Genomic DNA, 26,393 nt, shown 5'->3' with positions numbered 1-26,393 from the left:
CGGCCCACAGACGGCCCGAGACCGTATGACAGGCGTCAGACGCCGGCGATAGATACATATGATGCACACGCAAGGCGCCGAGTAGCATGGACTCGTTGATCGAGGACGCCATCGAAGAGGCCGAGGAGCACGGGGAGAGCCCGACTGGGGAGTCGGGTGCTGGCGGCGCCAGCCCGAACACGTCGGGGACGATGACCGACGACGAGCTGGCGCAGGTCGTCAAGGACCTCGAGACGAACATCACGGTCGTCGGCTGCGGCGGTGCCGGCGGCAACACGGTCACGCGGATGGCCCAGGAGGGCATCCACGGGGCCTCGCTGGTCGCGGCCAACACCGACGCCCAACACCTCGCCCAGCAGGTCATCGCCGACACGAAGATCCTCATCGGTCGCCAGCGGACCGGCGGCCGCGGGGCGGGTTCGGTCCCGAAGATCGGCGAGGAAGCGGCACAGGAGAACATCGACGACATCCAGGCGTCCATCGACGACTCGGACATGGTGTTCGTCACCGCCGGCCTCGGTGGCGGCACCGGCACCGGGAGCGCCCCGGTCGTCGCGCAGGCCGCGCAGGAGGCCGGCGCGCTCACCATCGCCGTCGTCACCATCCCGTTCACCGCGGAGGGCGAGCGACGGCGGGCCAACGCCGACGCGGGTCTCGAACGGCTCCGTGCGGTGGCGGACACGGTCATCGTCATCCCGAACGACCGACTGCTCGACTACGCGCCGAACCTGCCCCTGCAGGACGCGTTCAAGATCTGTGACCGCGTCCTGATGCGCTCGGTCAAGGGGATGACCGAGCTCATCACGAAGCCCGGCCTCGTCAACGTCGACTTCGCCGACGTGAAGACCATCATGGAGAACGGTGGCGTCGCGATGATCGGCCTCGGCGAGTCCGACTCCGAGAACAAGGCGCAGGACTCGATGCGCTCGGCGCTGCGCTCGCCGCTGCTCGACGTCGAGTTCGACGGCGCGAACTCGGCGCTCGTCAACGTGGTCGGTGGCCCCGACATGTCCATCGAGGAGGCGGAGGGTGTGGTCGAGGAGATCTACGACCGCATCGACCCCGACGCCCGCATCATCTGGGGCGCCTCGGTCAACAACGAGTTCGACGGGAAGATGGAGACGATGGTCGTCGTCACGGGTGTCGAGAGCCCGCAGATATACGGCAAGTCGGAGGCCGAGCGCGAACGCGCCGCCCGCCAGCAGGGTGGGAGCCAGCAGCCGGCCACCTCCGACGGCGGCATCGACTTCATCGAGTAACGCCGTCCGTCGGCCCCGACGTTCTCCGTTCTTTCGACACCCACGAGCGCCGCGGACGCCCGCGAGCGATTCCGTGACGGACCAACAGGTATAGAAGTGCCCGCGAGGATACCGCAGGTATGGAAGTACCCAAAGACCTCACCTCGTACGTCCGCGTGCTGAAGCTCGCCAGCACGCCCTCTACCGAGGAGTTCTCGCAGGTCTCGCTCGTCGCCGGTGCGGGTATCATGCTCGTGGGGTTCCTCGGCTTCGTCATCTTCGTCATCATGACGTTCATGCCCGGAGGGATCTAGGATGGCCATCTTCGCGGTCAAGACCACCGCCTCGCAGGAGCGGACCGTCGCGGACATGATCATGAACCGCGAGGAGGCGTCGGTCCACGCGGCGCTGGCGCCGGACTCGCTCACCTCCTACGTGATGGTGGAGGCCGACGACGCCAGCGTGTTCGAGCGCATCCTCGACGAGATCCCCCACGCCCGTGGGGTCGTGCAGGGCAAGTCCTCCATCGCCGAGGTGGAGCACTTCCTCTCGCCCAAGCCGGACGTCGAGGGCATCGCCGAGGGCGACATCGTCGAACTCATCGCCGGCCCGTTCAAGGGCGAGAAGGCACAGGTCCAGCGCATCGACGAGGGCAAGGACCAGGTGACGGTCGAACTCTACGAGGCGACGGTCCCCATCCCGGTGACGGTCCGCGGCGACCAGATTCGCGTCCTCGACTCGGAAGAACGGTAGCGACTCGTCCACCGGTACCAGCACGGACCCGCCTCCGGCCGGGAGTGTCACGGGGAACGACTCTTGCGAACTGTTAACATCCCCCGACCCGTAGTTGTGCGGCGCGTCAGCGACCGGTCGTGGACACGGCCGGTGGCAGGCGCCGAGGGAGAGACCGATGGCGATGGGAGAGACAGCGTTCGAGGAGCGCATCGAGTCGGTGAGCGAGGTGCTGCCGAGCGGCGACGCCGAGCGACTCGGCGACCTCTACACGCGGGACGCGGAGTTGCTCCCGCCGGACGGCGACTTCGTCGCGGGAGTGCCGTCCGTCGTGTCGTACTGGCAAGACGTCGCAGAGGCAGGTGTCGCGTCGGTAGACATCGAGGCCCGCGACGTGGAGCGAGACGACGAGCTGGCGATGCGGACCGGCGAGGCCTGGATGAAGGACACGGCGGGCGAGGTGCTGGACCACGTCAAGTTCGTCGAGGTCTGGAGACCCGAGGACGGGACGTGGCGCATCCACCGCGACGTCTGGAACGGGATGGGCGAGGAGTGAACCGGGCGGGACGGGAACGGATCACTCGTCCCGCAAGCGGTCGAGGACCGACGCCACGTCGGCCTCGGCTTCGACGCGCTCGAGGACCGCTTCGCGGTGTTTCAGGTCCTCGCGGTCGGCGTCGTAGGCCCTGAGGTACTGGGTCCGGGTGTGCTCGGAGGCGGTGTGACGCATGGCGAAGTAGCCGTCGGCGACGGTCGTACCACAGACCGCACAGCGGACGCGCTCGTGGTCGGTGGCCTGGTGGAAGAGGAGTTCCTCGGCCGTCTCGGTCCGCTCGCCACAACCCTCGATGGCACACTCCCACATACCCGTCGGGTCCGGGGCGGTGGGCAAGAACGTTCCGACGAGGGGCCGGCGTGTCGCGTCGTCCACCCTCCAGTTCCACCCCGCTCGGCCAAGGTAGATACCGGTCGGGCACCAGCGACGCGCATGGAGGTCGCACTCTGGGGCTACAGGTTCGAGGTGGACGAGTCGCGGATCACCGAGTCGCCGGCCGAGGTGCGTCGACAGGTCCGCGAGTACGAGCGTGGCGAGCGCCACGCGTTCGACCTCACGGTCGCCGTCCCGGACGACTTCACGGGACGGGTGATGGACGCGATGGCGGCCATCCCCTACGGCGAGACGCGGACGTACGGTGACCTCGCGGGCGAACTCGACACCAGCCCGGTCGCCGTCGGTGGGGCCTGCGGGCGGAATCCGGTGCCGCTCGTCGTCCCGTGTCACCGCGTGGTCGGGCGAGACAGGCTGGGTGGGTTCTCCGCCGAGGGTGGAGTCGACCTGAAGCGAGCGCTCCTGGCCCACGAGCGGGAGCACGCCGGGGGCGAGCGGCAGGCCTCGCTGGCTGGGTACGGGGCGAACGGTAACCGCTAAACCTCGGCCGCCGGTACCCGAGGGCAGTGACCTTCCGCGTCGACCCCCACGTGAAGATACTCGACGAGCGCGTCGTCGAGCGTGCGAAGGCCCGTGGTCTCGACGCGCTCGTCTACGCGCCGCACTTCACCCACCTCTCCGACGTCGAGGCGCGCGCCGAGCGGTTCTCCGACGACGAGTTGCTCGTCGTCCCCGCCCGCGAGGTGTTCACCGGGTCGTGGCGTGACCGCAAGCACGTCCTCGCGGTCGCCCCGAGCGACCCCATCCCGGACTTCGTCACGCTGGAGGGGGCGATGGCCGAACTCGACCGGCAGGACTGCGCGACGCTCGTCCCGCACCCGGAGTTCGCGACGGTGAGTTTCGGGGCCGCGGAGCTGGCCGCCTACGGTGACCAGCTGGACGGCATCGAGGTGTACAATCCGAAACACCGGACGGGGCACAACGAGCGGGCGCGGGCGCTGGCGGGCGACACGGGCCTCCCGCCGTTCGCCTCATCGTACGCCCACCTCACGCCCACCGTGGGCGAGGTGTGGACGGCGTTCGAGGAGCCGTTCGAGACGGCCGACGGCCTCGCGGCGGCCCTGAGAGCGGGCGAGCCGCGGCGGGTGTTCCACCGCCCCGGCCGTCGCCACCGGCTCCGGTGTCACGCGGAGTTCGCCCACCTGAGCTGGGAGAACACGTGGGAGAAGTTCGAACGCGTCGTGCTGAAGGGGCAGGAGGCGACGCACCCGCGGAACCCGGCCTACGAGGGGCGGTTCGACGACGTCGCCGTGTACTGACCCGGCGGGTTCAGAGCGGGAACGGGACGGCGAGCAGCGTCGCGGCGAGTTCTGAGGCGGCGTTGCCGACGTCGCCGGGGAGCGCCTGGAGGACCCGCTGGACGAGCCCCGGGACGACGTGGACCAGGACGGCCGCGACGCCGAGTTCGAAGGCCGTGACGACGAGCGTGACCACGTCGGCGTACTTGCTGGAGGTGGTGACGCCGGTGGGCGACCCGAACTCGCGGGGCGAGAACGGGTAGAACAGCGCGATGCCCCGCTTGCTCCCGAGCACGTCCAGCACGTAGTGCGTGAGGACGCCGACCCAGACCCACTGGAGGTTCCCGAAGTAGAGGGGGAACGCGAGGAAGACGACCAGCGTCGGGAGGTTGTGGAACGTCTTCCGGTGCTTGCCGAACGCCGTGTCCACGTCGGGGAGGAGCGCCCCGAGCGTGACCGGTATCGTCACCTCGGCGATGGTGACGAACGTCTGGACGTCGCCCGCGGGTTCGAGGACGTATGCCAGCCCGATACCGAGGAGGACGGCGTTCAGGACGTGACCCTTCTTGTTCACGCCCGAGACGACGCGGGTCGGTTCCTAAGGGTTTCCGTCATACGCCGTCCCGTTCGGTGAGGGCGGCCAGCAGGTCCGTGAGTGCCTGCCGGGCGAACCGGCCTTTCACCGCCGTGCGGGTACCGTCGAACTCGTGGCGTTCGACGCTCGTGTACGACTCACCGCTCCCCCACTCGCCCGCGTGGGCGACGCCGACGTAGACGGTGCCGACCGGTTTCGCCTCGGTGCCGCCGTCGGGCCCGGCGATGCCGGTGGTGGCGACGCCCCACGTGGTCCCCGAGACGTCGCGGACGCCGGCGGCCATCTGCCGGGCGACCGGTTCGGAGACGGCGCCCCGTTCGTCCAGCGACTCGCGCGAGACGGCCAGTTCGGTCAGTTTCGCGTCGTAGGCGTAGGTGACGAGCGAGCGGTCGAAGTAGTCCGAGGAGCCGGGCACGTCGGTGAGCAGCGACCCGACGAGGCCGCCCGTCGCGGATTCGGCGACGGCCACCGTCTCGCCGCGTTCACGGAGCACCTCGCCGACCCGGCGTTCGATCGGCGTGTCGTCTGCATCGTCCATGGCCGTGGCTCGGCGGCCTCGGCATTGAATCCCCCTCCCCCACCGGGAGCCGAAACCGACTCGTCGGAGCGGCCCGCCTCGCCAGTATGGACTACGACCGGCCGCTGTTCTTCCGGGTGATGCAGTACGCCGACGCCGCGGACCGCGACGTGGTCGACATGGTCAGCGGCAACCCGGACTGGGCGCCCCCCGAGGCGCTCCGCGAGGGCCTCCGGGAGTTCGCCGACCGGGAGCCCGAGGCGTTCCAGTACTCAGCGAGCGAGGGGGACCGGCCGCTCCGTGCGGCCATCGCCGATCGACACGGCGTCGACACCGAGAGCGTGTTCGTCACGAACGGGACCGCCGAGGCGAACCACGTCGCCACCGCCTGCGCGCTGGACGCCTACCCCGGCGACGAGGTACTGCTGACCGACCCCGTCTATCCCTACTACGCGGGGCGCAACGACCTGCTGAAGGCCGAGACGCGCTACGTCGACGCCGACGCGGATGGCCACCTCGACCCGGACCGGGTGGCCGAGGCGATCGGTGACGACACCGCGGTGGTCGTCGTGAACTCCCCGAACAACCCGACCGGTGCCGTCTACGGCCGCGAGACGAAGCGGGCGCTCGTCGACCTGTGCGAGGACCACGACGCCTGTCTCGTCAGTGACGAGGTGTACGACGCGTTCGACCACTCCGGGCGGTTCACCTCGGCGCTCGCGTTCGACTCGCCGAACCGCGTCGTCACGAACGGCTTCTCGAAGTCGATGGCCATCACCGGCCTCCGGGTGGGCTACTGCGTCGTCCCAGCGCACCTGCAGGACGCGGTCCGGACCCGGCACATGCTGACGACCATCGCCGCCTCGCGGCCGGCGCAAGCGGCCGTCCTGCGGGCGCTGCGCGAGACGCCCGACGCCTACTACGAGGCGAACCGCCAGCTCGTCGAGGACCGTATCGAGACGTTCACCGCGGCGCTGGACGAGGCCGGCGCGGACTACACCGCGCCCGAGGGGTCGTTCTACGTCCTCGTTCGGTTCGACGGCTTCCCCGGGACCCTCGAGAACGTCGAGCGCCTGATCGACGAGGCCGGCGTCGCCGGGATGCCGGGCGAGGCCTTCGGCTCCTCGCGGACCGAGTGGCTCCGGTTCGCGCTGGTGACCCCGCGGGTGGACGAGGCGGCCGCGCGGCTGACCGACTACCTCGGCTGAGATTTGTGGGGTTCCGGAACCATGCCGCCCCACAGACACATAACTGAGCGAGAATGATATACGACAGAGAGTGATGCATGTCGTCTCGCAGTTGCCGGTCAACGAGATAATCCGCATATTTAGCAACGCTGGCCCGTCTGTTGTCGGGTCATTCGTCGCCGGGGCATCGTTGACAGTAGCAGTTCTCTCTTACACCTACACCGTCAGAGCGAACGTTCGAGGCGTCGTTGCCGATATCGAACCTATCGAGGTAGGCGGCTACAGAATAACGCCGGACCTATTGGAGGTCAGAGTTCGTCCACCTGCTCAAACATCGCTTGTGTTCCGCTGTACACCAGTCGACCCGGAGGGGGCCGGAGTAGTTCAGTTCACAGATTTGCAGGACTCTTTTGGGCTGTCTATGGATGAGTTCGATTCAGTCGACAGTATCGCCTACCGTGGGTTTGAGCAGTTCGAGGATTCTGGTTCGGATGGGGAGATGATGAGTCACGTCAGTATCAGGGGATATGGCTTCAGGATGACCATCCGCTCCACCGACGAGAAAGACGTATATTTTGCAGTCTTGGGTGCGTTGCGGCAGATATCGAAGCAGATAGAGAGCGGTAAGAGCGAAAGCTAAGCGATACGCAATCAAGCGAAGGAAATCCCAAGCGACGGACCCATAGGTCCCCATCTCGCACGCGAGGGTATGAGCGAACTCTCGGTGGAGGCCGTCGAGTCGCTGGACGACGACGTGACCGTCGACGCCCCCGAGTACGTGCTGTACGGCGGGAAGGGCGGCGTCGGCAAGACGACGATGGCGGCGGCGACGGCGCTCGCCTCCGCCCGCGAGGGGACGGCCACGCTCGCCGTCTCCACCGACCCCGCCCACTCGCTGTCGGACTCGCTGGGCGTCGAGGTGCCCGGCGAGCCGACGCGGTTGCGCGAGGACGTCCCCCTCTACGGCGTCGAGATCGACCCCGAACGGATGGACGAGGGCCCGTTCGCCGACGGCGAGGGTGCGGACCCGATGGGGATGGGCGGGGTGGACGCACTGCTCGGGGAAGACGGTCCCCTCGGGGGCGCAGACGGCGAGGGTGCGGGTGCGGACCCGATGGGCGGCGGGATGGGGACGATGCCCGGTGCCGACGAGGCGGCCGCGATGCAACTCCTCCTGCGGTACATGGACGACGCGCGGTTCGACCGCGTCGTGGTCGACACGGCGCCCACGGGGCACACCCTCCGACTGCTCGAGCTCCCGGAGCTGATGGACTCGATGATGGGCCGGATGATGGCGATGCGCGAGCGGCTCTCCGGGATGATGGACTCCGTGAAGGGGATGTTCGGCGCCGACACCGACCCGCAGGCGGGGATGGCCGACCTGCGCGAGATGGCCGAGCGCATCGAGCGGTTGCGCGCGGCGCTGCGCGACCCGGCACGCACCGACTTCCGGGTGGTGATGGTCCCCGAGGAGATGAGCGTCGTCGAGAGCGAGCGGCTGGTGGAGCGCCTGACCGAGTTCGGCATCCCCGTCTCCACGCTCGTCGTCAACCGGGTGATGCAGGACCTCGCGGACGTGACGGGCGTCGAGACGGAGTGGTTCGTCGCGCCCGACCTCGAACACTGCGAGTTCTGCCAGCGCCGCTGGGACGTCCAGCGGAACGCGCTCTCGCGCTCGCAGAACCTGTTCCGTGGTCGTGCGGTCAAGCGAGTCCCCCTGTTCGCCGACGAGGTCCACGGCGAGGAGATGCTGCGCGTCGTCGCGGCCTGTCTCGACTGACCGGCGACCCCCCGCTACTCCCGTCGACCCATCATCCGCGCGACGGTGAGACCGAGTCCGACGACGAGGAGCGCCAGCGTCGCCTGCAACCCCGCCCCGAGGGGTTCGCCGCCACTGTTGAGCGTGTTCACCGCACCCGCGAGGAAGAGGAACGCGACGACGGCGTGCCCGCCGAACACCACCCACTGCGTCCAGTCGTACTCGCCGACGGCGAAGTACTGCGCGTAGCCCATACCCCTCCTACGCGGGGAGGGGGATTAAACGCCGCTCCCCGCGTCGTCGGCCGGCGGGTGGACGACGACCACTCGCAGGTCGTTCACGTTCGTCCCCGTCCGGCCCGTCCGGAGGAGGGCGCCGCGGCCGTCGAGGTAGCCGTAGCTGTCGTTGGCCGCGAGGGCGGCCCGCGCCTCGGGCAGGTCCTCGACCGTCCGGGCGTCGACGAGCGCGCCCGCGGCGGCCGTACTGCCGTCACGACCGTCCGTGTCGGCGCTGCCGACGACCACGCCGTCGGGGAGTTCGGCGAGGTCGAGCGCCGCCCCGAGTGCGAACTCCGCGTTCGGGCCGCCCGTTCCGTCGCCCCGGACCGTGACGGTACACTCTCCGGCCGAGAGCAGGACGGCGGGTGGCGCGACCGGGTCCCCCCGTTCGGCCGTCTCGCGGGCGATAGCGGCGTGGAACCGTCCTGCCTCGCGGGCCTCGCCTTCGACGCTCGCCGAGAGCAGGCAGGTCGCGTAGCCCCGCTCGGCCGCCGTCTCGCGCGCCGCCTCGAGCGCGGTCCGACCGCTCGCGAGCAGGTGCGTCGCGGTGCGGTCGAACGCCGGGGCGCCGGGGGTCGGTGTCTCCGCGACCTCGCCGTCGCGGCCACGTTCGAGGTGGGCACGGACCGCCGGTGCCTCGACTCCGTACCGGTCGAGCACGGCGAGCGCGTCGGCGAACGTCGTCGGGTCGGAGACGGTCGGGCCGCTCGCTATCACGGCCGGGTCGTCGCCGACCACGTCGCTCACGAGAAGCGTGACGACGGTCGCCGGCGCGCAGGCCCCGGCGAGCCGGCCGCCCTTCACCGCCGAGCAGTGCTTGCGGACCGCGTTCACCTCGGCCACGCCGGCGCCGGCGGAGAGCAGGGCCCCGGTGACGGCCCGGAGGTCCGACAGCGCGAGGCCCGCCACGGGGGCCGCGAGGAGCGCCGACCCGCCGCCGGTGAACGCCGCGAGCACGAGCGTCCGCTCGTCACAGGTCTCGGCGAGTTCGAGGACGCGCTCGGCGCCCGCGACCGACCCCGCACCGGGGACCGGGTGTTCGCCGACAGCGGCCTCGACGCGGGCCAGCGGTGGGTCGGGCGGGGCGTCGACGACGACTCGCCCACCGTCGAGTCGGTCACCGAGCCGGGCTTCGAGCGCCCGCACGAGCGCCGCGGTGGCCTTCCCCGCGCCGAGGACGAGGACGCGGTCGAACGCGCCGAGGTCGTACGTCGCGTCGACGACGCGGAGGGCGTCACCGTCGAGCGAGACGGCGCGCTCGACCGCCCGTGCGGGGGCGGCCGCCTCGATACCGGCTTCCAGACAGGCGAGCGCGGTCTCGTGGGCGGGCGACCGGGCGTGGCGCTCGCGTGCCTCGAACATCGCGGACTACAGTCTCCGCAGGAGGCCGAACACGGAGTCTCGGATCCCGTCGGGGAGGAACCGGGCGAGCATCGCGTACTCGGCGAACCGACCCACGGGGTAGCGCGCCTTCGGCGAGGGGGAGACGGCCGCCTCGAGGATGGCGTCGGCCACCTCGTCGGGCGAGACGGCGAACGGGCCGTCGCCGCCGAGCAGGTTGGCGTCCTCCTGGAAGTCGTAGATGTCCTCGTAGGCGTCGCTCCGGTCGTACCGGTCGAGTTCCTCGCCGACCCGCTCGCGAAACTGCGTCTCGACGGGACCCGGCTGGACGACGACCACGTCGACGCCGAACCGCTCGGTCTCCAGCCGGAGCGTGTCGCTCATCGCCTCCACCGCGTGTTTCGACCCCGAGTACGCACCCATGCCGAGTGCGGCGACCCGGCCCGCGACGGAGGAGACGTTCACGATGGTGCCGTCGCCCGCCGCGCGCATGTGAGGCAGGACGGCACGGGCGAGGCGGTGGGGACCGTAGACGTTCACGTCGAACTGCTCGTGGAGGTGCTCGACGGTCACGTCCTCCAGCGGGCCGTGCCCGCCGTAGCCGGCGTTGTTGACCAGCGCGTCGATGCGGCCGTCCTGGTCCACCATCCGGTCGACCACGCGCGCGACGTCCTCGTCGTCGGTCACGTCGAGCGTGTTGATGTCGCAGTCCTCGTGCTCGCCGAGCGTCTGGATGTCGGCGGGGTTGCGGGCCGTAGCGTACACCTTCCAGTCGTCGTCGAGGAACGCCCACGCGGTGGCGCGACCGATACCGGACGAACAGCCCGTTATCAGGGCCGTCTTCTGACTCATAGCCGGGGCGTCGGCGCCTCCGCACATAGACGTTCCCGTCGCGCGGACTCACTCGGCGAGCGAGCGCTTCACCTCGTCGGCGTACGCGTCGGCCAGCCGGGTGGGTTCGGGGAGTTTGTAGTCACCGCCACACCGCGCGACGCAGTCGACGGCCGTCTCGGCGCTCACGCGGTGCCCCGGCGAGACGTACAGTGGGTTGATGCGCCGCGAGTCGGGGTACTGTCTGGACTGGTAGGCGTAGCCCACGACGGTGTCGGTGGCCGACGCGGACATCCGGTCGTCGCCCCTGATGGGGACGCGCTCACCCGCGGCGAGGGCGGCGGTGTCACGCGCGGGGGTCCCGCAGAGCAACGACTTCGCCACGCCGACGCTCGGCAGGTCGAGCGCCACCCCCACGTGCGTGGCGAGGCCGGCCTCCCGGAAGTGGATACGCCCCGACCCGTCGAACAGCGCGAGGTCGGGGTCCGTCTCGAGTTCGGCGAACGCGTCGAGGATCGGCCCGCCCTCGCGGAACGCGAGGAGGCCGGGAACGTAGGGTATCTCGACGGGCGAGATGGCGTGGACGCGCTCTATCACCTCGTCGCCACGGCGGACGACGACGGCGCTCACCGCCATCTCGGGGTCGCGGTCGGTCAGGAACGCCTGGTCGACGCCGGCGACGAGGGGGCCGTCCGGGTCGCCCACCGTCGCCGGGTCGAACGGGAGGTCGTCCGCGAATCGGGCGCTCGCGGCGATGTCGCGCTGGAGAGCCTCCATCTCCTCGCGCGAGCGGCCGGGCGTGGGGCGGAACCGCTCGCGGTCCGGTGGCGGCTCCATTCAGAACGGCCCACGGCCGCGGCCGGGACCGCCGGGGCCACCACCGCGCCCGAGTTGCAACTCGCCGGGCGCACGCACCTCGCCCTTCACGCGGCTGCCGTAGGCGAGTCCGAGCAGGAGACCCACGAGGTGGGCGCCGTGGGCGACGTTGCCGAGGATGCCGCCCTGCGCGACGATGCCGAGCACCGAGAGCGCCGCGTAGCCGAACGTGAGGACGTAGATGGGGACGGGGAGGATGAAGTAGAGGTAGACCTTCAGGTCGGGGTTCAGCACCGTCAGGACGCCGAGGATGGCGAGGGCAGCGCCGCTCGCGCCCAGCACGCCGGGAACGGGGTCGCCGAGCGCGAACCCGAGGGCGATCTGCCCGAGGCCGGCGACGATACCGCTGGCGAGGAACAGGGCGACGAACCGGTTCGACCCGATGCGGCGCTCGACCACCGGGCCGAAGAAGAACAGCACGATGCCGTTCCCGAAGATGTGCGTGAACGTCGCCGGCGAGTGCGAGAACACGCTCGTCACCCACGTCCAGACGTACTGGGGGTTCGCGGAGGTGAGGACGAAGATGTCCTGGAACGCCGTCGGCCAGAGTACGCCCGCGTTGCTCAGGCCGATGACGACGAACTCGAGGACGTAGACGACGAGCATGATCGCGAGGAACAGGTAGGTGACGTTCCCGCGGAAGTAGCCGAAGAAGCCCCCCGTGCTGGTGCCGGGCAGGCGGTCGCTCCACGACGAGGAGCCGCCGCGCTGGTCCACGCTGTCGTCGAACCCGGAGTCGAACACGCCCCTCGGGTCGTCCCACTGGTCCAGTCCGGCACAGGAGTGGTTCTCCGGGAGGCGGTGCTCCCCGCAGTAGGTGCCGCCACAGCGACTGCAGTTGTACGGGAGGTCCACCTGTTTCCCGCACACGTCGCACGTTGCCATTGGTTCGGGTAGTCGTGGGGGACGCAAGTCGTTTCGGGTCGGAGCCGCGTGTGGTGTGTCTCGAGAGCCGTGGGCGCGAGCGGTGAGTCCCCCGCGTCCAGAGGTGCCCGAAGGGGGACCCGCGTGTCTATCGTGGGGACTGAGCGGGCCACCGACTGCTATCGCGGTCCGACTGAACTGCACGACACCGCAGGGATGGCCGGTGCGCCCTGCGAGCGTACACGGCCACCCCACGCTCCCCCGTTTCGGCGCGACGAGACGCGCCGCAGGCCGTCTCTCTCGCCCGGACCGGCCGACCCACGTGGCCTGTCCGGCCGGCGCGCGCGCGACCGCGAGCGCGGCTGGACACGCGGGGGAGGGCAGGCGCGCCGTGCCGTCGCGTCAGCGACGGCCGGCCCCTCCTGCGGTGCGGGTCACCTCGTACCGTGACTCGCGCGACTGCTCGCCGACCACACCCTCACCACGACCACACCGACCGCTCCGCCAACGAAGCGTGACGAGCGGACGACCTACACGCTCGGGAGGTGCCAGTCGTACCGAAGCGCCAGCACGCGCAACCCCAGCGCCGCCCCGAAGCACGCCACCGACGGCACCGGCGCCCCCAGTCCCGCCACCCGGGCGAGGACGAACGCGACCCCACCCACGGCCGCAGGGGTGGCGTAGAAGTCCTCGCGGAGGACGGCCGGCACGCGCGTCAACAGCAGGTCCGCGAGCGACCCCCCGCCGACGCCGGTGAGCGTGGCGAGGACGACCACACCGAACGGGGAGACGCCCGCACCGGCGCCGACGAGCGCCCCCGTCGCGGCGAAGGCTGACAGCCCCACCGCGTCCGAGAGGAGGAACGCGGGGTGGTCGCGCAGGCGCCGGTCGAGCCGCCTGGTGAGGAAGACGGCGAAGGCGAGGCCGACGAGGACGACGGTCACGTCGCTCGTCGTGGTCAGCGCCACCGGCACGCGGCCGACGAGCACGTCGCGGAGCATCCCGCCGCCGAGCGCCGTGAGGACACCGAGCACGACGACGCCGAACAGGTCGAGATCCGCGTCCGCGCCCTTCAGCGCCCCGGCTATCGCGAACGCCAGCAGGCCCACGACGTTGGCGACCGCGAAGGGGTCGAGGGGATCGACCCAGACCATCAGAACGAGAGGCGCACCTCGTCCCCCGGTTCGAGGCCGAACGAGCTGTCCCCACGGCCGCGGTTGACCGCGAGTTCGACGTTGCCGTGGCTCCCGACGGTGACGACGCGGGTGCCGGGGTCGACCTCGTCGTACGCCCGGGCCACGCGCCCGCTGGTGCCGTGGACGGTGACGTGCGCGCCGTAGTGGCCCTCTAGCACCGAGGCCGGGAGGTTCGTCACGACGTTGCCGAAGCCGTCGACGACGAGCACCTCGCCGCGGGGAGCCTCGGCCTCCGCGGTCGGGAGCGTCGGTTCGGGGAAGGTTCGGTCCTCGTACTCGTCGGCCGGCGTGGCGGCGTCGAGCGTCTCGAGCCGGTCGATGCCGACCTCGTGGACCGCGGCGGCACACGGGGCGAACACGTCCCGACCGTGGAAGGTGTGGCTCGCCGGGTCGTCGTAGGCCCACTCGAACACCTCGACGGTAGCGTCCTCGGCGTCGCTCACGGCGGCGAGTCGGCGGGCGACCGGCAGGACGAGGCCGTTGTCGGGAGCGACCAGCGCGTGCTCACCGGCGCGGACGACGAGCGCGCCGCGGTCGGTGCCGACGCCGGGGTCCACGACGGCGAGGTGGACCGCTGGCGGGAAGTACGGGAGTACCTCGCGGAGCCAGAAGGCGGCCGTGCGGACGTCCTGTCGGGGGAACTCGTGGCTCACGTCGACGAGGCGGGCGGCCGTGTGCTGGAGCAGCACGCCCTTCATCGCCGCGGGGTAGGGCGACCCGAAGTCGGAGCTGAGCGTTATCATCCCCCGGTCAGGCCTCGCCGTTCGAGTCCGAGTCGGACACCTGCTGGATGCGTCCGACGCCGTCGATCTCGTGGACCACCTCGGCGACGGGGGCGGGGACGAGCGACTCCCAGTCACCGTCGTTGCGCATCCGGCCGCGCACCTCGGTCCCCTCCCACTCCTCGCGGCGGAACATGGGGGACTGCCGGACCTCGACGCCCGCCTCCCGGAACAGGCGGACGACGAGCGGGTTGTTCGAGTAGGCCACCTCGAACCGGGGGGACATCGACTGGACGTGGCTCACCCACACCGAGTTGCGGTTGAGGTCCTCGATGGGCACCGCGTAGGTGACGAGGTCCATGTCGATGGTGGCCTTCGTTATCATCATGATTCGCTCGCCGGCGGTGAACGGGTTGCGGCGGGTGTGGGACTGGTCGGCGCTCCCGATACCGAGGACGAGTTCGTCCACCTCCTCGGCGATGCGCCGCACCATCTCGTGGTGGCCCTGGTGGTAGGGCTGGAACCGGCCGATGTAGAACCCCCGCGTCATCTCTACCCACACGCTCTACGTTGTACCTCTTAACTCCGGCGAGGGCGAGGCGTGGGCCGAGGCGAGACGCCACGCAGACCGTGAACCGGACCGCGCCCCCGGCGCGCACCTCCGACACCGGGCCACGTCACGCCCGGCGCGGTGGGGGGGGCGCTGGCCTCCTTTATGTACTCGTGCGAGACACTCACGGGGAGTCTGTGAGAACACCGATTCCGCCGCCCTCTTGCGGTTTCTCGGGATTTCGAAGGGCAGACCGGGGAGAAAGTATATCAGCCGATGGGCCGTTGTGTCTGATGAAGAAACCCGTTCTATGAGCAACGACCCGAACCAAGACGGAACCCCCGGTTCCGCCGACGAGGACGCCCCTTCACAGCCGGGCGTCCCGCACGAGAACCGGGACGAGTACGACAACCCCACCGGGCCGGGGCGGGACAACAGTAACGCCCCGACGCCGACCGACCCGGACGAGATCCGGAACGGCTCGGACCTCGGCAGCGACGTCGACGTCGGCCCTGGTGCGGACTACGACCCGGACGAGGAGGAGAACCTCCTCGGCGGGTTGAAGATAGAGACCACGCAGGACATCCAGGTCCCAGACCGACTCGTCGACCAAGTCATCGGGCAGGACCACGCCCGCGACATCATCCTGAAGGCCGCGAAACAGCGCCGACACGTGATGATGATCGGCTCGCCCGGGACGGGCAAGTCGATGCTGGCGAAGGCGATGAGCCAGCTCCTCCCGCGCGAGGAACTGCAGGACATCCTCGTCTACCACAACCCCGACGACGGGAACGAACCGAAGGTTCGCACCGTCCCGGCGGGCAAGGGCGAGCAGATCGTCGAGGCCCACAAGGAGGAGGCACGCAAGCGCAACCAGATGCGCTCGTTCCTCATGTGGATCATCATCGCGGTGGTGTTCGGCTACTCGCTGCTGATCGCCGGGCAGCTCCTGCTCGGCATCCTCGCGGCGGGTGTCATCTACCTCGCCTTCCGCTACTCCAGCCGCGGGAGCGACGCGATGATCCCCAACCTGCTGGTCAACAACGCCGGCCGGCAGACCGCCCCGTTCGAGGACGCCACGGGCGCCCACGCCGGTGCACTGCTCGGCGACGTTCGCCACGACCCGTTCCAGTCCGGTGGGATGGAGACCCCCAGCCACGACCGCGTGGAGGCAGGGGCCATCCACAAGGCCAACAAGGGCGTGCTGTTCGTCGACGAGATCAACACCCTCGACATCCGGTCTCAGCAGAAACTGATGACCGCCATCCAGGAGGGGAAGTTCTCCATCACCGGCCAGTCCGAGCGCTCCTCGGGCGCGATGGTCCAGACGGAACCGGTCCCGACGGACTTCATCATGGTCGCGGCGGGGAACCTCGACGCGATGGAGAACATGCACCCGGCGCTCCGCTCGCGCATCAAGGGGTACGGCTACGAGGTGTACATGGACGACACCATCGACGACACCCCGGAGATGCGCCGGAAGTACGCCCGGTTCATCGCCCAGGAGGTCGAGAAGGACGGCCGACTGCCCCACTTCAGCGCACAGGCCGTCGAGGAGGTCATCCTCGAGGCCCAGCGCCGCTCGGGCCGGAAGGGGCACCTCACGCTCGAACTGCGTAACCTCGGTGGCCTGGTTCGGGTCGCCGGCGACATCGCGCGGGCCGAGGACGCCCCCGAGACGACCCGGGAGCACGTCCTGCAGGCCAAGCGCCGCAGCCGCTCCATCGAGCAGCAGCTGGCCGACGACTACATCGAGCGCCGCAAGGACTACGAGCTCAACGTCAACGAGGGCGAAGTGGTCGGCCGCGTCAACGGTCTCGCCGTCATGGGCGAGGACTCGGGCATCGTGATGCCCGTGATGGCGGAGGTCACGCCGTCGCAGGGGCCGGGCGAGGTCATCGCGACCGGCAAACTGCAGGAGATCGCGATGGAGGCCGTGCAGAACGTCTCGGCCATCATCAAGAAGTTCTCCGACGAGGACATCTCCCAGCGCGACATCCACATCCAGTTCGTCCAGTCCTACGAGGGCGTCGAGGGCGACTCCGCCTCGGTCACTGTGGCCACGGCGGTCATCTCGGCGCTGGAGGACGTCCCGGTCGAGCAGAACATCGCCATGACCGGCTCCCTATCGGTCCGCGGTGACGTGCTCCCGGTCGGGGGCGTGACACACAAGATCGAGGCGGCCGCGAAGGCCGGCCTCGACAAGGTCATCATCCCGGCCGCGAACGAGCAGGACGTCATGATCGAGGACGAGTTCAAGGACCAGATCGAGATCATCCCGGTCACCCACATCTCGGAGGTCCTCGAGGTCGCCCTCGCCGGCGAGCCCGAGAAGGACTCGCTGGTCGACCGCCTCAAGAACATCACCGGCTCCGCGCTCGAACGCAAGGTCGGGCGTGGGTCGGGGTCCGGCACCGGTACCGGCACCGGCGGCTCCCCGTCGCCGCAGTAAGGTGACCGACTGGGCCGCGTTCGCGGGAATCGCGCTCGCGGTCCTCGGCCTGTTGCTCGTTCTGGCACACCTCTCGGCGAGAGGCATCGACGGTCCGCGACTCGGGCCGGGCGACCTCCGGTGGCTCGACGCGCTGGAGAGCGACGCCGACCACCTCGACGTGAGCACGGCCACCCGGCCGGCCGAGCCGCCACAGGAGGGCTACTCCACCGCGCTGCTCGTCGTGAACGTCGCGCTCTCGCAGGGCGTGTTCGCGTTCCTGCTGCTCGGCGGGGCGTTCCTGACGCAGGTGCCGGCGAGTGCGCTCGGGCTGTCGACTCCGGCACTCGGCATCGAGGCGCTCGCGGTGGGCGCCCTCGCGGGAGTCGCGCTCTCCGGGGCGAACACGGCCGCCGGCCTGCTGGCGGCGTACGCGGGCTACGACCCGAGCGCTGACCTCCGCGAACTGCTCACCCCGGAGACGACCCGCGGCTGGGTGCTCCTGCTCGGGGTCGCGCTCCCGATCGTGGCGGGGTTCGAGGAGCTCCTCTTCCGTGGCGTGCTGATCGGCGTGTTCGCCGCCGGCTTCGGCCTCTCGCCGTGGCTGCTGGCCGTCCTGTCGTCGGTCGCGTTCGCGCTCGGCCACGGCGCACAGGGGCCGGTCGGCATCGCCGTGACGGGGACGCTCGGCTTCCTGTTGGCCGCGCTGTTCGTCCTCACGGGGAGTCTGCTCGCGGTGGTGGTCGCGCACTACCTCGTGAACGCGCTGGAGTTCGTCGGCCACGAACTGGGGCTGAACCCGCTGGCCGAGTAGTCGGTCACCGGTCGGCGGGTCGGTGGTCGCGTCTCGACGGCGCTCAGGCCGGCCGCGTCTCGAACCGTTTCTCCTTCAGGGTCGCTCGCCGTTCGCCGTCGCCAGCCACCCACACCACCTCGACGGCGCCGTCGACGTCGGCGGCGAAGACGAACTGCTCGCCCGGCTGGACCGGGTGGCCGGCCCCGCCGTTGTCGTAGCCGGTGCCGTTGGGGGCGACCCACGTCGCGCGGTCGGTGCCGTTCGGGGTGGCGTAGCGGACGTACAGCGTCCCCGAGGGCACCCGGCCGGTCTTCTGCGTGACGACGAGCGTCTCGCCATCGTAGTCGATACCGTAGGTGGCGCTGGGGGCGCCGTCGGTGTCGGGACTCCCGAGGCCGACGACGAACACCCCGAGGAGGAGCGCGGGGACGAGCAACAGCCCGAGCGCCAGTAGCGTGCGGCGACGGCCGCTCACAGCCCCTCGAGCGAGCGCAACCGCTGTTCGATGGCCGGCGGGGCGGCGCTCGGCCCGTCGCGGACCCGGTGGTCGGGGACGAAGATGGGTGCCGGGTTGTCCGCCAGCGCCTGCCTGACCCGGTCGAGGTCCGACTGGTCCTCCGGGTCGAGCCCGGCGAGGCGGGCGACCCGCTGGACGCTGCTGTCCTCGGCGTAGGGGAGTTCGCGGACCGCCTGGAGGATTGCGTGGTCCGGCGTGGCGGCCGACAGCGCCACGTCGACGTCGCGGAAGGTGTCTCGCTCGCCCTCGAGATAGGCGAACACCCGGTCGAGCAGCGGGTGGTCGTCGCCGGCCTCCGGGTCGGGCGAACCGGGGAACCGGACGGTGAGGAGCCGACCGCTCGCCACGCCGAGTTCGACGTACCGGTCGAGGTACGGGGACTCGCGGGCGAAGATGCCGGCGTCCGTTGGGTCGTCCATACGAGTACGGACGGTACTATCGTGTATGAAAGTTCGTCCCGAGCGTGGCGTCAGGCCGTCGTCGACGGCACGGCCTCGGTCCGCGCGTACCGGTCGACCCGTACCCGGCCGGCTGCCATCGTCCGCGCCAGTTGTCGGTCCATCGCCCGGCGGAGGTACAGGACCTCCAGCAGTCGCCCGAGCGGCCTGAACCGTGAGAACGTCTCGAACTCGACGGTCTGGGTCCAGCGCGACCCGTCTCCCTCCCCGTCCGTGGGTTCGATGTCGATGGTCAGGGTCGCCTGCATCGCACCGAGGTCGCCGGCGTGGACCTGCCGGGTCGGCGACTCGCACGCGACGACCTCCCACTCGCTCTCGCCGCGCAACGGGCCGACACCGCCGTACTCGGCGTACTCGAACCCCTCGCGCACCGTCCCCTCGTCGTGGTGGCGCACCTCGTCGGTGAACGCCACCCACTCGGGCAGTCGCTCCACGTCGCTCACGAACGCCCACACCGTCTCCGGTGCGGCGTCGACGGTCACGCTGTGTGAGACGGTCGGCATCTGGTGGCACCCGGTCTCGTGTCGCACTGCGACGACATAACCGCTCTCGCGGCCGCGACGACAGTCACGTCAGACCGGACTCGCCCGTTCGCCGTCCCAGCGGACCTTCCGCTCGACGCGGAGTTTCTCGACGTGGGCACGGACCGTCGCGTGGGCGAGGTCCGCGACGCCGGTGAGGTCCTTCTCGTAGGCAGCGTCGGTTATCTCGGCCACCGTCTCGGCGCCCCCCTCGACGGCGGCGAGCACCTTCGCCTCGCGCTCGCGCCGGTGGTCGATGAGCCGGACGCAGGTCGCCCGCGGGTCCTCGATGGTCGGCCCGTGTGCGGGGTGGAGTATGGCGGGGGCACGCGCCCAGAGCCGCCGGAGTGAGGCGAGGTAGGTCCGGACGTCCCCGGTCGGGTGCCCGACGACGACGCTACCAGTGGCGACGGCGAGGTCGCCGACGAGGAGTTCCTCGCGGCCGGTGTCGCCGGCGAACGAGAACCCGACGTGTTCCGGCGCGTGGCCCGGCGTGTCCACGACGGTGACCGGGCCGTCGCCCGTCTCGACGACCGTGCCCTCGGCGAAGGTGCGGTCGGGGGCGACGCCGGTGGCCGCCTCGAAGGCGGCCCCGCGGCCGACGCGGCACCAGACGGTGGCGTCGTGTTCGGCGGCGTAGTGGGCGACGGCGCCGACGTGGTCCGGGTGGTGGTGGGTCACGGCGACGTGCGCGACGCTCTCGAGGTCGTCGAGTCCCGCCTCGCGGGCGGCGGGGTCCACGAGGAGGGCGTCCTCGTCGCCCAGCACGTAGGCGTGGGTCTGCCCGGTGGGGGCGCGGGTGGCGACGCTGCAGGAGACGCGGGTGAGACGCATACGACCCAGAACGGCGGGCCGGTCCTTGAATCAGTTGACGAGGTAGTAGACCTGCTTGCGGGCGTCGTGGAATGAGTAGCGCGACTCGACGAGGTCCTCCTCCTCGAGGCGGTTCAGGGCGTAGCGGACCGTGCGGTCAGGGAGGAGCGACTCCTCCGCGAGCTGACCCTGCGACTGTGGCGAGCCGTCCTCGAGCACCTTCGCGACGAGCTTCGCGCTCGGCGGCAGGTCGCGCAGCCGCTCGCGGAAGTCCGGGTCCGCCAGGGGAGATTCGTCGGGCTGGGCACGTTCCTCTGTCCTCGTGCTCATGGTTGCCACTCGGCAGAACCTCATGGTAAAACCTCGCTATATTGGTGACAAAGGAGTACGGATACTACTATGAGTATAAGGCACGTTATAATCCGTTGCGTGACAGATGTTGCCGGAACCGCGGTGGGGCCTCCACGGACCGTCTAACCGGGGAACACTTATGAACAGGGGGTCGCGGCAACGGTTGTCACGGGTGGCGACCTGTACGCATCCCGAACGTTCGTCGGATTCTACGCCCGCGAGCCGCCGGTAATCAGACGTTTGTCACGACCCGCCGATGGCGGGGGGACGACCCGGTCCGCAGGTGGCACGCGCGTCACCGTATCCAGAACTGTTTTCAATCAGCCACGGGTCCGACTCGGGTAGTGAAGGGCCAGGAGTGGTACCAGGCCGAGCAGGTGGCCTCCGAGTACGAGTCGAAGCGGTTCTCCGGTGGCGGCCGCCTCATCGACCGCCGGGAGAAGGAGGCGGTGCTGTCGGCACTGGCGCCTATCGAGGACCGGAAGGTGCTGGAGATCGCCTGCGGCACCGGCCGGTTCACCGTGATGCTGGCCGAGGAGGGCGCCGACATCGTCGGGCTCGACATCTCGGCCGCGATGCTACAGGAGGCGCGGTCGAAGGCCCGCGCGAAGGGCGTCGACGACCACCTCGAGTTCCTGCGCGGGGACGCCGCCCGGCTGCCGTTCCCCGACGACCACTTCGACACCGTGTTCGCCATGCGGTTCTTCCACCTCGCGGACACACCTGCATCGTTCCTCGCGGAGATGGCTCGCGTCTCGAAGGACCAGGTGTTCTTCGACACGTTCAACCGCTTCTCGACGCGCTCCATCTACAACTGGATGCTCCCGATGGGGTCGCGGCTCTACGACGACGACGAGGTCGAACGCCTGCTGAAGGGGGCCGGTCTCCAGCTCGCGCGGGCGGACCACGACTTCGTGCTCCCGTTCGGCCTCTACCGACAGTTGCCGGACAACGTCGCGGACGTGTTCCGCCGGTTCGACACCGGTCTCGGCGACACGCCGGCCGGCGACCCGCTGTCCTCGGTCTCCTACTGGGACGCGCGGGTGCAGTGAGCGACGGGGCCGTCGTCACCGACCCCCGCGGGTCGCTACGCTCCCCGCTCGTCTTACCGAGCCGTTCCCGACCGTAGCGAGCGACCGGCTCGCACGCCTCGCAGTTCCGGAATACTTTCGTCCATAGGGGCGTTTCGACGCTACTATGGATGTCTCGGTGGTGATACCGACGCTCAACGGCCGCGACCAGCTAGCGGCCTCGCTGGACGCCATCACCGAGTTCGCGCCCGAGGTCGAGGTCATCGTCGTCAACGGCCCCTCCGCCGACGGCACGAGCGGTATGGTCCGCGACCGTGACGACGTGGACGTGCTCGTCGAGATCGACGAGCGCAACGTCAACGTCGGGCGCAACGCGGGCATCGAGCGCGCCAGCGGCGACGTCGTCGCCCTCGTCGAGTACGACCTCACCGTCGAGGAGGGGTGGCTCGACGCGCTCAAACAGGGGCTCGCGGCGATCCCCGAGGACGGCGACGAGCGCGGCGCGGTCACCGGTCCGACCCACCGGCGGCTGCGAGCGGGCGTCACCACCGAGAAGGCCGAGACGCGCGAGATCCGCGGGCGCGAGGTCCGCTACTTCGGCGGCGGCAACGTCGCCTTCCGGCGCGAGGCGCTCGAGGCCATCGACGGCTTCGACGAGCGCCTCCAGACCGGCGGTGCACGCGACGCCGCCCACAGGCTCGCGGGCCTCGGCTACGAGGTGGCGTGGGCGCCGGGGATGAGCGTCGCCACCGAACTCGAGGCCGACGGCGGGACGGCCGAGCGCGACTGGCGCTGGCGCTACCGCTCGCTCTGCTATCGACTCGTCAAGAACTACGGCCTGCGCCCCTCCATCGCCTACCGCATCGCCCGGCACGCGACCACCGACGCCATCGAGGCGGCCCGCGACGTGGCGGAGGGGGAGGGTCGCCCCACCCAGTGGCTCGGCAACGGCCGCGACGTGGTCCTCGGCATCGTCTCGGGGGCCGCGCGCGGACTGGCCGCCCGGTTCGCCGACCGGAGCGACCGGCGCAACCCGAGCGGGTGGTCCACGCGCAACGACCGCGCGGTGGCGGTCCACGACCGGCGCACGACTACTCGGTGACCGCCGAGACCACCTCGAGGTCCTCGTCGACGGTGAGCGTCAGCTCGTCCCCGTCGACGGTGAACGTGAACCGCCCCTCGAACGGGTCCGTCGAGCGCACCTCCTCCTCGTAGTCCCACCCCCAGTCCCACGACTCGGTCAGCGGGTCGACCCCGTGCGTGGTGAGGAACGCGAGGACCTCGGGACTGGCCGCGAGGTGCATCGAGAGGACGCTCTCCAACGTCGTATCGCAGTTCGTGCAGGCCGACCGGAAGCCGACGGCCTTGCGGCGGCCACACGCGTCACAGACCTCGCCGTCCGCGTGTTCCTCACAGACGAGGAGCGTGTGATCGACCCGCGCCGAACAGCGGGGGCAGACCCCCTTCGCCGCCACGAGCCACTCGGCGTAGGACCACGTGAACGCGCTCTCGAGTACCGTCTGCGCGTCTCGACCCGCGATACCCGCCGGCGGCAGGTGGAGCGCCCCGAGGTCACCCGGCCACCTCCCGCCGGTGTCGCGTTGGCCGTAGAGTCCGGGGCAGGACGTACAGCGACGCGCGACGTGCTCCTCGCGGAACCGGATCTCACACGGGGCCCCACAGTACGGGCAGGGCCACGACTCGACGACCGTTGGCTCGAGCACCGGGTCCTCGGTGAGGGTCCCCGAGAGCACGGCTTCTACGACGCGCTTGCCGGTCTGGCGGAGGACGTACCCGTCCTCGCGCTTGTCGACGAAGTGCCCGACCACCTTGTCGAGGTGGTAGTTGAACTGCCCGCCCTGCCGGATGCCGACCCGGTTGCGGAGGTCGGTGAACGAGAGGGGCTCCCCGGCGGCCGCGAGCGTCCGCAGGATGGCGAGCCGGGTCTCGTTCCCGAGCAGCGCGAACGCCTCGTCGGGCGAGAGCGTGGCCGTCTCGCCGGTGTCGGACTCGCCCATCACCCCTCTCCCTTCAACGAACGGACAGGTAAAGCTACCTCTCTCCCCGACCCAGACTCCCGGCATCCGGACCTACCGGGCGGCTGACTGAACCCCGCTCGAGACAGCCACCGAACAATAATATCATTCAGAAAACACTTAATCGGGAGCGCGGTCTCGCGCCGAACGGTGTCTCCGGCCGCCGCACGGCGCGTGGCTGGACGGGCGACACCGGAGTGAGACCGATGGAGGACACGACAGACGGCGCGACGCGGCGCGGGGTACTGCGAACGACCGTGGCGATGGCGGGAGCGAGCCTGGTCGGAACTGCGGGGCTGGTGGGCCAGGCCACCGGCGACCCCGGATGTGACGGCGAACGTCCACTCGCCTCGATGATTCCCCAGTACGGCCACTATGCCCACTTCCCGCTGGGGCCCGATTCGTGGGGCAGACGGCTGAACCCCTTCGATGGTCGGGACGGGGAGTGTCGGTGGCTGGCGAAGCCGACCGGCGAGGGCGGCGTCCGGTGTCGCGTCGAGAACCTGCCCGAGGGACGCAACGCGGGGTTCGACCTGCACGTCGGCCCACTGGGCAACGTCCACGAGTTCACCCTCGAGACACGGACGCTGACGACGAACGGGGGGTCGAGTGCGACGCTGTTCGTCGGTCTCTACCTCGACGTGGACGGCGACCGCGACTTCTTCGCGTGGAGCGACGGCCCGGGGACGGTCGAGCCGTGGTCCGGGTTCGGCGCGGACGGCGAAGGGGTCGCGTTCCTGCCAGCAGACGGGACGGTGACCGTCGACGACGACACGGAGTTCCAGCTGTTCCACATGGCCGGGGACGCCGCGCCGGCGACGCTCGGCGAACTGAAGGGTGGCGAGGTCGACGGCGCCGGCGGTGTCTCCGTGGACGGGACGACGAACGCGGCGTTCTACGTCGGCGTGACGAGCGGCGGCACCGGCACCGAGGAGGTGGTCGTCGAGTCGGCGGCCGCCCACACGCCGGACAGCGCCGGCTCGGCCGTCCCGATGGGGCGCCCGGGCGACGCCGTCGCCGACAGCGGTTCCTCGCGGAACTTCGGACGGGTCGGTGAGGCCGCCGAGGACGACATCAACGAGCGCACGGCCGCCTCCGAGATGAGCGACTGCACGAAGGCCGCGTTCGACCGCCTGGCCAACCGAGACGACCTCTGAGACCATGACTACCAACCCACCCGACGACGCGGTACAGGCACTCAGACAGCGACTGCACGGCGAGCTGTTGCACCCCGGCGACGAGGGGTACGAGGCGTCACGGACGGTGTTCAACGCGATGGTGGAGAAGTACCCGTCGCTCGTGGCGCGGTGCACCGGCGCGGCGGACGTCCGGGCCGCGGTGACGTTCGCCCGCGAGAACGACCTCCGGCTGGCCGTGAAGGGCGGGGGCCACAACTTCGCGGGGACCGGCGTCTGCGACGACGGCCTCCTCGTCGACTGCGCGGCGATGGACTGGGTCCGGGTCGACCCGGATTCGCGGCGAGCGTGGGTCGGGCCGGGCGCGACGTGGGCCGACGTGGACCACGAGACGACGGCGTTCGGCCTCGCCACTACCGGCGGGCTCGTCTCCGATACGGGTGTCGCGGGGCTGACGCTCGGTGGCGGGATGGGTTATCTCGCCCGGAAACACGGCCTCACCTGCGACAACCTCGTCCGTGCGCAGGTGGTCACCGCCGACGGCGAGGTGGTCCACGCCAGCGAGTCCGAGAACCCGGACCTGTTCTGGGCGCTCCGCGGTGGTGGCGGCAACGTCGGCGTCGTCACGGAGTTCGAGTTCGACCTCCACCCGGTCGAACCGGAACTGCTCGCCGGCCCCGTCTTCCACCCCTACGAGGACGCTCGCGAGGCGCTCCGGTTCTACCGGGAGTTCACGGCCGAGGCGCCGGACGAACTGGCGTGTTACGCGCTCTTCGCCCGGGTGCCGCCGGAGGAGCCGTTCCCGGAGGCGGTGAGAGGTGAGCCGGCGCTCGCGTTCGCCGTCTGCTACGCGGGGCCGCTGGCCGAGGCCGAGACGGCGGTCGAACCGCTCCGCGAGTTCGGCGACCCCATCCTCGATGCGGTCCAGCCGATGCCGTACGCGGCGCTCCAGCGGAGTTTCGACGACGGCTCGCCCGAGGGTCACCGCTGGTACTCGAAGTCCCACTACCTCGCGGGCCTCCCCGACGGGGCCATCGACACCGTCCTCGAGCACACCGACCCGTTCCCGGGGCCGCTGACGCAGGTGGGCCTCGAACCGATGGGCGGTGCCATCTCCCGCGTGGACGAGACGGCGACGGCGTTCCCGCACCGCGAGGCCGCCTACTCCCTCGGCATCTGGCCCGGGTGGGCGGACCCGGACCGGGACGCCGAACTGACCGCCTGGGCCCGGGAGTTCCACGAGGCGATGACCCCCTACGCGACCGGAGGTGTCTACGCGAACTACCTCGACCGTGACGAGCCGGAGCGCGTGAGAGCCGCCTACGGGGGGAACTACGAGCGACTCGCCGCGGTCAAGGCCGACTGGGACCCCGAGAACCTGTTCCGGGTGAACCAGAACGTCCAGCCGTCGGCCTGAGGGGGTGGTGGGC

General features: G+C 70.4%; 32 protein-coding genes. 15 read left to right on the top strand and 17 right to left on the bottom strand.

The annotated features are described in order from the left end of the window. Nucleotides 1-86: 86 nt before the first annotated feature. The 4 genes from ftsZ (at nt 87) to N0B31_RS00700 (ending at nt 2,526) form a co-directional block, all read left to right on the top strand. Nucleotides 87-1,259, top strand: a complete 1,173-nt coding sequence (gene ftsZ, locus N0B31_RS00715; protein ID WP_260593808.1) for a cell division protein FtsZ — start codon at nt 87-89, stop codon at nt 1,257-1,259. A gap of 119 nt (nt 1,260-1,378) precedes the next feature. Beyond that, nucleotides 1,379-1,552 (top strand): protein translocase SEC61 complex subunit gamma, encoded by a 174-nt coding sequence (locus tag N0B31_RS00710; protein ID WP_260593807.1) that lies wholly within the window; start codon nt 1,379-1,381, stop codon nt 1,550-1,552. 1 nt (nt 1,553) lies between these two features. Beyond that, nucleotides 1,554-1,991 (top strand): transcription elongation factor Spt5, encoded by a 438-nt coding sequence (locus tag N0B31_RS00705; RefSeq protein ID WP_260593806.1) that lies wholly within the window; start codon nt 1,554-1,556, stop codon nt 1,989-1,991. Between the two features lie 157 nt (nt 1,992-2,148). After that, nucleotides 2,149-2,526 (top strand): YybH family protein, encoded by a 378-nt coding sequence (locus N0B31_RS00700; RefSeq protein WP_260593805.1) that lies wholly within the window; start codon nt 2,149-2,151, stop codon nt 2,524-2,526. Nucleotides 2,527-2,547: 21 nt separating this feature from the next. Here N0B31_RS00700 and N0B31_RS00695 read toward each other — a convergent pair whose 3' ends face one another. After that, nucleotides 2,548-2,835: a DUF7565 family protein gene (locus N0B31_RS00695; protein WP_260593804.1), complete on the bottom strand. Its 288-nt coding sequence runs from the start codon at nt 2,833-2,835 to the stop codon at nt 2,548-2,550. A gap of 123 nt (nt 2,836-2,958) precedes the next feature. Here N0B31_RS00695 and N0B31_RS00690 point away from each other — a divergent pair, with 123 nt between their 5' ends. Further along, complete coding sequence (locus N0B31_RS00690) at nt 2,959-3,399, top strand: methylated-DNA--[protein]-cysteine S-methyltransferase (RefSeq protein ID WP_260593803.1); 441 nt, start codon at nt 2,959-2,961, stop codon at nt 3,397-3,399. A 26-nt stretch (nt 3,400-3,425) separates the two neighbouring features. Beyond that, nucleotides 3,426-4,178: a PHP-associated domain-containing protein gene (locus tag N0B31_RS00685; protein WP_260593802.1), complete on the top strand. Its 753-nt coding sequence runs from the start codon at nt 3,426-3,428 to the stop codon at nt 4,176-4,178. A 10-nt stretch (nt 4,179-4,188) separates the two neighbouring features. Here the strand turns inward: N0B31_RS00685 and N0B31_RS00680 are convergent, their stop codons facing one another. Together N0B31_RS00680 and N0B31_RS00675 are read right to left on the bottom strand one after the other, a co-directional pair. Further along, nucleotides 4,189-4,731 (bottom strand): metal-dependent hydrolase, encoded by a 543-nt coding sequence (locus tag N0B31_RS00680; protein WP_260593800.1) that lies wholly within the window; start codon nt 4,729-4,731, stop codon nt 4,189-4,191. Between the two features lie 37 nt (nt 4,732-4,768). Continuing rightward, nucleotides 4,769-5,290 carry a CinA family protein gene (locus N0B31_RS00675; RefSeq protein WP_260593799.1) on the bottom strand — a complete coding sequence of 174 codons (522 nt, stop codon included), beginning with the start codon at nt 5,288-5,290 and terminating at the stop codon, nt 4,769-4,771. An 86-nt stretch (nt 5,291-5,376) separates the two neighbouring features. On the opposite strand from N0B31_RS00675, the gene N0B31_RS00670 reads away from it, so the two are divergent. The 3 genes from N0B31_RS00670 (at nt 5,377) to N0B31_RS00660 (ending at nt 8,236) form a co-directional block, all read left to right on the top strand. Further along, nucleotides 5,377-6,477, top strand: coding sequence for a pyridoxal phosphate-dependent aminotransferase (locus tag N0B31_RS00670; protein ID WP_260593798.1), 1,101 nt, complete (start codon nt 5,377-5,379; stop codon nt 6,475-6,477). Between the two features lie 73 nt (nt 6,478-6,550). Continuing rightward, the gene (locus tag N0B31_RS00665) at nt 6,551-7,096 is read left to right on the top strand and encodes a hypothetical protein (protein WP_260593797.1); all 546 of its coding nucleotides are present in this window, start codon (nt 6,551-6,553) and stop codon (nt 7,094-7,096) included. 24 nt (nt 7,097-7,120) lie between these two features. After that, complete coding sequence (locus tag N0B31_RS00660) at nt 7,121-8,236, top strand: ArsA family ATPase (protein WP_380628433.1); 1,116 nt, start codon at nt 7,121-7,123, stop codon at nt 8,234-8,236. A gap of 14 nt (nt 8,237-8,250) precedes the next feature. On the opposite strand, the gene N0B31_RS00655 is transcribed toward N0B31_RS00660, so the two are convergent. From N0B31_RS00655 to N0B31_RS00620, 8 genes are all read right to left on the bottom strand, one after another. Continuing rightward, on the bottom strand, nt 8,251-8,469 hold the full coding sequence (locus N0B31_RS00655; protein WP_260593795.1) for a hypothetical protein: 219 nt from the start codon (nt 8,467-8,469) through the stop codon (nt 8,251-8,253). 24 nt (nt 8,470-8,493) lie between these two features. Continuing rightward, nucleotides 8,494-9,855, bottom strand: coding sequence for a glycerate kinase type-2 family protein (locus N0B31_RS00650; protein ID WP_260593794.1), 1,362 nt, complete (start codon nt 9,853-9,855; stop codon nt 8,494-8,496). A gap of 6 nt (nt 9,856-9,861) precedes the next feature. Then, nucleotides 9,862-10,686 carry an SDR family oxidoreductase gene (locus tag N0B31_RS00645; protein WP_260593792.1) on the bottom strand — a complete coding sequence of 275 codons (825 nt, stop codon included), beginning with the start codon at nt 10,684-10,686 and terminating at the stop codon, nt 9,862-9,864. A 48-nt stretch (nt 10,687-10,734) separates the two neighbouring features. Beyond that, nucleotides 10,735-11,502, bottom strand: a complete 768-nt coding sequence (locus tag N0B31_RS00640) for an endonuclease V (protein ID WP_260593791.1) — start codon at nt 11,500-11,502, stop codon at nt 10,735-10,737. After that, a complete protein-coding gene (locus N0B31_RS00635) occupies nt 11,503-12,426 on the bottom strand; it encodes a rhomboid family intramembrane serine protease (protein ID WP_260593790.1) in 924 nt (307 codons plus the stop codon). A gap of 509 nt (nt 12,427-12,935) precedes the next feature. After that, on the bottom strand, nt 12,936-13,559 hold the full coding sequence (locus tag N0B31_RS00630) for a trimeric intracellular cation channel family protein (RefSeq protein ID WP_260593789.1): 624 nt from the start codon (nt 13,557-13,559) through the stop codon (nt 12,936-12,938). After that, a complete protein-coding gene (locus N0B31_RS00625) occupies nt 13,559-14,344 on the bottom strand; it encodes an SAM hydrolase/SAM-dependent halogenase family protein (RefSeq protein WP_260593788.1) in 786 nt (261 codons plus the stop codon). The genes N0B31_RS00630 and N0B31_RS00625 overlap by 1 nt, the downstream gene beginning before the upstream one ends. A 7-nt stretch (nt 14,345-14,351) precedes the next feature. After that, nucleotides 14,352-14,873, bottom strand: a complete 522-nt coding sequence (locus N0B31_RS00620) for a nicotinamide-nucleotide adenylyltransferase (RefSeq protein ID WP_260593787.1) — start codon at nt 14,871-14,873, stop codon at nt 14,352-14,354. Between the two features lie 310 nt (nt 14,874-15,183). On the opposite strand from N0B31_RS00620, the gene lonB reads away from it, so the two are divergent. Then, complete coding sequence (gene lonB, locus N0B31_RS00615) at nt 15,184-17,325, top strand: ATP-dependent protease LonB (RefSeq protein ID WP_260593786.1); 2,142 nt, start codon at nt 15,184-15,186, stop codon at nt 17,323-17,325. A 1-nt stretch (nt 17,326) separates the two neighbouring features. Then, nucleotides 17,327-18,118 (top strand): CPBP family intramembrane glutamic endopeptidase, encoded by a 792-nt coding sequence (locus tag N0B31_RS00610; RefSeq protein ID WP_260593785.1) that lies wholly within the window; start codon nt 17,327-17,329, stop codon nt 18,116-18,118. A gap of 43 nt (nt 18,119-18,161) precedes the next feature. On the opposite strand, the gene N0B31_RS00605 is transcribed toward N0B31_RS00610, so the two are convergent. The 5 genes from N0B31_RS00605 to N0B31_RS00585 form a co-directional block, all read right to left on the bottom strand. Beyond that, nucleotides 18,162-18,575, bottom strand: a complete 414-nt coding sequence (locus N0B31_RS00605; RefSeq protein WP_260593784.1) for a hypothetical protein — start codon at nt 18,573-18,575, stop codon at nt 18,162-18,164. After that, nucleotides 18,572-19,036, bottom strand: coding sequence for an MGMT family protein (locus tag N0B31_RS00600; protein ID WP_260593783.1), 465 nt, complete (start codon nt 19,034-19,036; stop codon nt 18,572-18,574). The genes N0B31_RS00605 and N0B31_RS00600 overlap by 4 nt, the downstream gene beginning before the upstream one ends. A gap of 50 nt (nt 19,037-19,086) precedes the next feature. Further along, entirely contained in the window at nt 19,087-19,578 is a 492-nt protein-coding gene (locus N0B31_RS00595; protein ID WP_260593782.1) for an SRPBCC family protein, read from the bottom strand. 69 nt (nt 19,579-19,647) lie between these two features. Then, complete coding sequence (locus tag N0B31_RS00590; protein ID WP_260593780.1) at nt 19,648-20,430, bottom strand: MBL fold metallo-hydrolase; 783 nt, start codon at nt 20,428-20,430, stop codon at nt 19,648-19,650. A gap of 30 nt (nt 20,431-20,460) precedes the next feature. Further along, a complete protein-coding gene (locus N0B31_RS00585; RefSeq protein WP_260593779.1) occupies nt 20,461-20,739 on the bottom strand; it encodes a MarR family transcriptional regulator in 279 nt (92 codons plus the stop codon). Nucleotides 20,740-21,104: 365 nt separating this feature from the next. Between N0B31_RS00585 and N0B31_RS00580 the strand changes: the two genes are divergently transcribed. Further along, nucleotides 21,105-21,812 (top strand): class I SAM-dependent methyltransferase, encoded by a 708-nt coding sequence (locus N0B31_RS00580; RefSeq protein WP_260593778.1) that lies wholly within the window; start codon nt 21,105-21,107, stop codon nt 21,810-21,812. Nucleotides 21,813-21,957: 145 nt separating this feature from the next. Continuing rightward, nucleotides 21,958-22,893 carry a glycosyltransferase family 2 protein gene (locus N0B31_RS00575; RefSeq protein ID WP_260593777.1) on the top strand — a complete coding sequence of 312 codons (936 nt, stop codon included), beginning with the start codon at nt 21,958-21,960 and terminating at the stop codon, nt 22,891-22,893. Here the strand turns inward: N0B31_RS00575 and N0B31_RS00570 are convergent. Continuing rightward, a complete protein-coding gene (locus N0B31_RS00570) occupies nt 22,883-23,809 on the bottom strand; it encodes a winged helix-turn-helix domain-containing protein (protein WP_260593776.1) in 927 nt (308 codons plus the stop codon). The genes N0B31_RS00575 and N0B31_RS00570 overlap by 11 nt on opposite strands. Before the next feature lie 224 nt (nt 23,810-24,033). On the opposite strand from N0B31_RS00570, the gene N0B31_RS00565 reads away from it, so the two are divergent. Together N0B31_RS00565 and N0B31_RS00560 are read left to right on the top strand one after the other, a co-directional pair. Next, nucleotides 24,034-24,984 (top strand): hypothetical protein, encoded by a 951-nt coding sequence (locus N0B31_RS00565; RefSeq protein WP_260593775.1) that lies wholly within the window; start codon nt 24,034-24,036, stop codon nt 24,982-24,984. 4 nt (nt 24,985-24,988) lie between these two features. Then, nucleotides 24,989-26,380, top strand: coding sequence for an FAD-binding oxidoreductase (locus N0B31_RS00560; RefSeq protein WP_260593774.1), 1,392 nt, complete (start codon nt 24,989-24,991; stop codon nt 26,378-26,380). The last annotated feature ends 13 nt before the right edge of the window (nt 26,381-26,393 follow it).

Origin of the sequence: Salinirubellus salinus, assembly GCF_025231485.1 — an archaeon.
Taxonomy (GTDB): domain Archaea; phylum Halobacteriota; class Halobacteria; order Halobacteriales; family Haloarculaceae; genus Salinirubellus; species Salinirubellus salinus.
The sequence above is the reverse complement of the archived record's forward strand: the minus strand, read 5'-3'. Positions and strand labels throughout refer to the sequence as shown.

Bases quoted from the DNA above. Each gene is read 5' to 3' on its own strand.
- ftsZ (WP_260593808.1), top strand. From the start codon at position 87: ATGGACTCGTTGATCGAGGACGCCATCGAAGAGGCCGAGGAGCACGGG.
- N0B31_RS00710 (WP_260593807.1), top strand. From the start codon at position 1,379: ATGGAAGTACCCAAAGACCTCACCTCGTACGTCCGCGTGCTGAAGCTC.
- N0B31_RS00705 (WP_260593806.1), top strand. From the start codon at position 1,554: ATGGCCATCTTCGCGGTCAAGACCACCGCCTCGCAGGAGCGGACCGTC.
- N0B31_RS00700 (WP_260593805.1), top strand. From the start codon at position 2,149: ATGGCGATGGGAGAGACAGCGTTCGAGGAGCGCATCGAGTCGGTGAGC.
- N0B31_RS00695 (WP_260593804.1), bottom strand. From the start codon at position 2,835: ATGTGGGAGTGTGCCATCGAGGGTTGTGGCGAGCGGACCGAGACGGCC.
- N0B31_RS00690 (WP_260593803.1), top strand. From the start codon at position 2,959: ATGGAGGTCGCACTCTGGGGCTACAGGTTCGAGGTGGACGAGTCGCGG.
- N0B31_RS00675 (WP_260593799.1), bottom strand. From the start codon at position 5,290: ATGGACGATGCAGACGACACGCCGATCGAACGCCGGGTCGGCGAGGTG.
- N0B31_RS00670 (WP_260593798.1), top strand. From the start codon at position 5,377: ATGGACTACGACCGGCCGCTGTTCTTCCGGGTGATGCAGTACGCCGAC.
- N0B31_RS00665 (WP_260593797.1), top strand. From the start codon at position 6,551: ATGCATGTCGTCTCGCAGTTGCCGGTCAACGAGATAATCCGCATATTT.
- N0B31_RS00655 (WP_260593795.1), bottom strand. From the start codon at position 8,469: ATGGGCTACGCGCAGTACTTCGCCGTCGGCGAGTACGACTGGACGCAG.
- N0B31_RS00650 (WP_260593794.1), bottom strand. From the start codon at position 9,855: ATGTTCGAGGCACGCGAGCGCCACGCCCGGTCGCCCGCCCACGAGACC.
- N0B31_RS00645 (WP_260593792.1), bottom strand. From the start codon at position 10,686: ATGAGTCAGAAGACGGCCCTGATAACGGGCTGTTCGTCCGGTATCGGT.
- N0B31_RS00640 (WP_260593791.1), bottom strand. From the start codon at position 11,502: ATGGAGCCGCCACCGGACCGCGAGCGGTTCCGCCCCACGCCCGGCCGC.
- N0B31_RS00635 (WP_260593790.1), bottom strand. From the start codon at position 12,426: ATGGCAACGTGCGACGTGTGCGGGAAACAGGTGGACCTCCCGTACAAC.
- N0B31_RS00630 (WP_260593789.1), bottom strand. From the start codon at position 13,559: ATGGTCTGGGTCGATCCCCTCGACCCCTTCGCGGTCGCCAACGTCGTG.
- N0B31_RS00625 (WP_260593788.1), bottom strand. From the start codon at position 14,344: ATGATAACGCTCAGCTCCGACTTCGGGTCGCCCTACCCCGCGGCGATG.
- N0B31_RS00620 (WP_260593787.1), bottom strand. From the start codon at position 14,873: ATGACGCGGGGGTTCTACATCGGCCGGTTCCAGCCCTACCACCAGGGC.
- lonB (WP_260593786.1), top strand. From the start codon at position 15,184: ATGAGCAACGACCCGAACCAAGACGGAACCCCCGGTTCCGCCGACGAG.
- N0B31_RS00600 (WP_260593783.1), bottom strand. From the start codon at position 19,036: ATGGACGACCCAACGGACGCCGGCATCTTCGCCCGCGAGTCCCCGTAC.
- N0B31_RS00595 (WP_260593782.1), bottom strand. From the start codon at position 19,578: ATGCCGACCGTCTCACACAGCGTGACCGTCGACGCCGCACCGGAGACG.
- N0B31_RS00590 (WP_260593780.1), bottom strand. From the start codon at position 20,430: ATGCGTCTCACCCGCGTCTCCTGCAGCGTCGCCACCCGCGCCCCCACC.
- N0B31_RS00585 (WP_260593779.1), bottom strand. From the start codon at position 20,739: ATGAGCACGAGGACAGAGGAACGTGCCCAGCCCGACGAATCTCCCCTG.
- N0B31_RS00575 (WP_260593777.1), top strand. From the start codon at position 21,958: ATGGATGTCTCGGTGGTGATACCGACGCTCAACGGCCGCGACCAGCTA.
- N0B31_RS00570 (WP_260593776.1), bottom strand. From the start codon at position 23,809: ATGGGCGAGTCCGACACCGGCGAGACGGCCACGCTCTCGCCCGACGAG.
- N0B31_RS00565 (WP_260593775.1), top strand. From the start codon at position 24,034: ATGGAGGACACGACAGACGGCGCGACGCGGCGCGGGGTACTGCGAACG.
- N0B31_RS00560 (WP_260593774.1), top strand. From the start codon at position 24,989: ATGACTACCAACCCACCCGACGACGCGGTACAGGCACTCAGACAGCGA.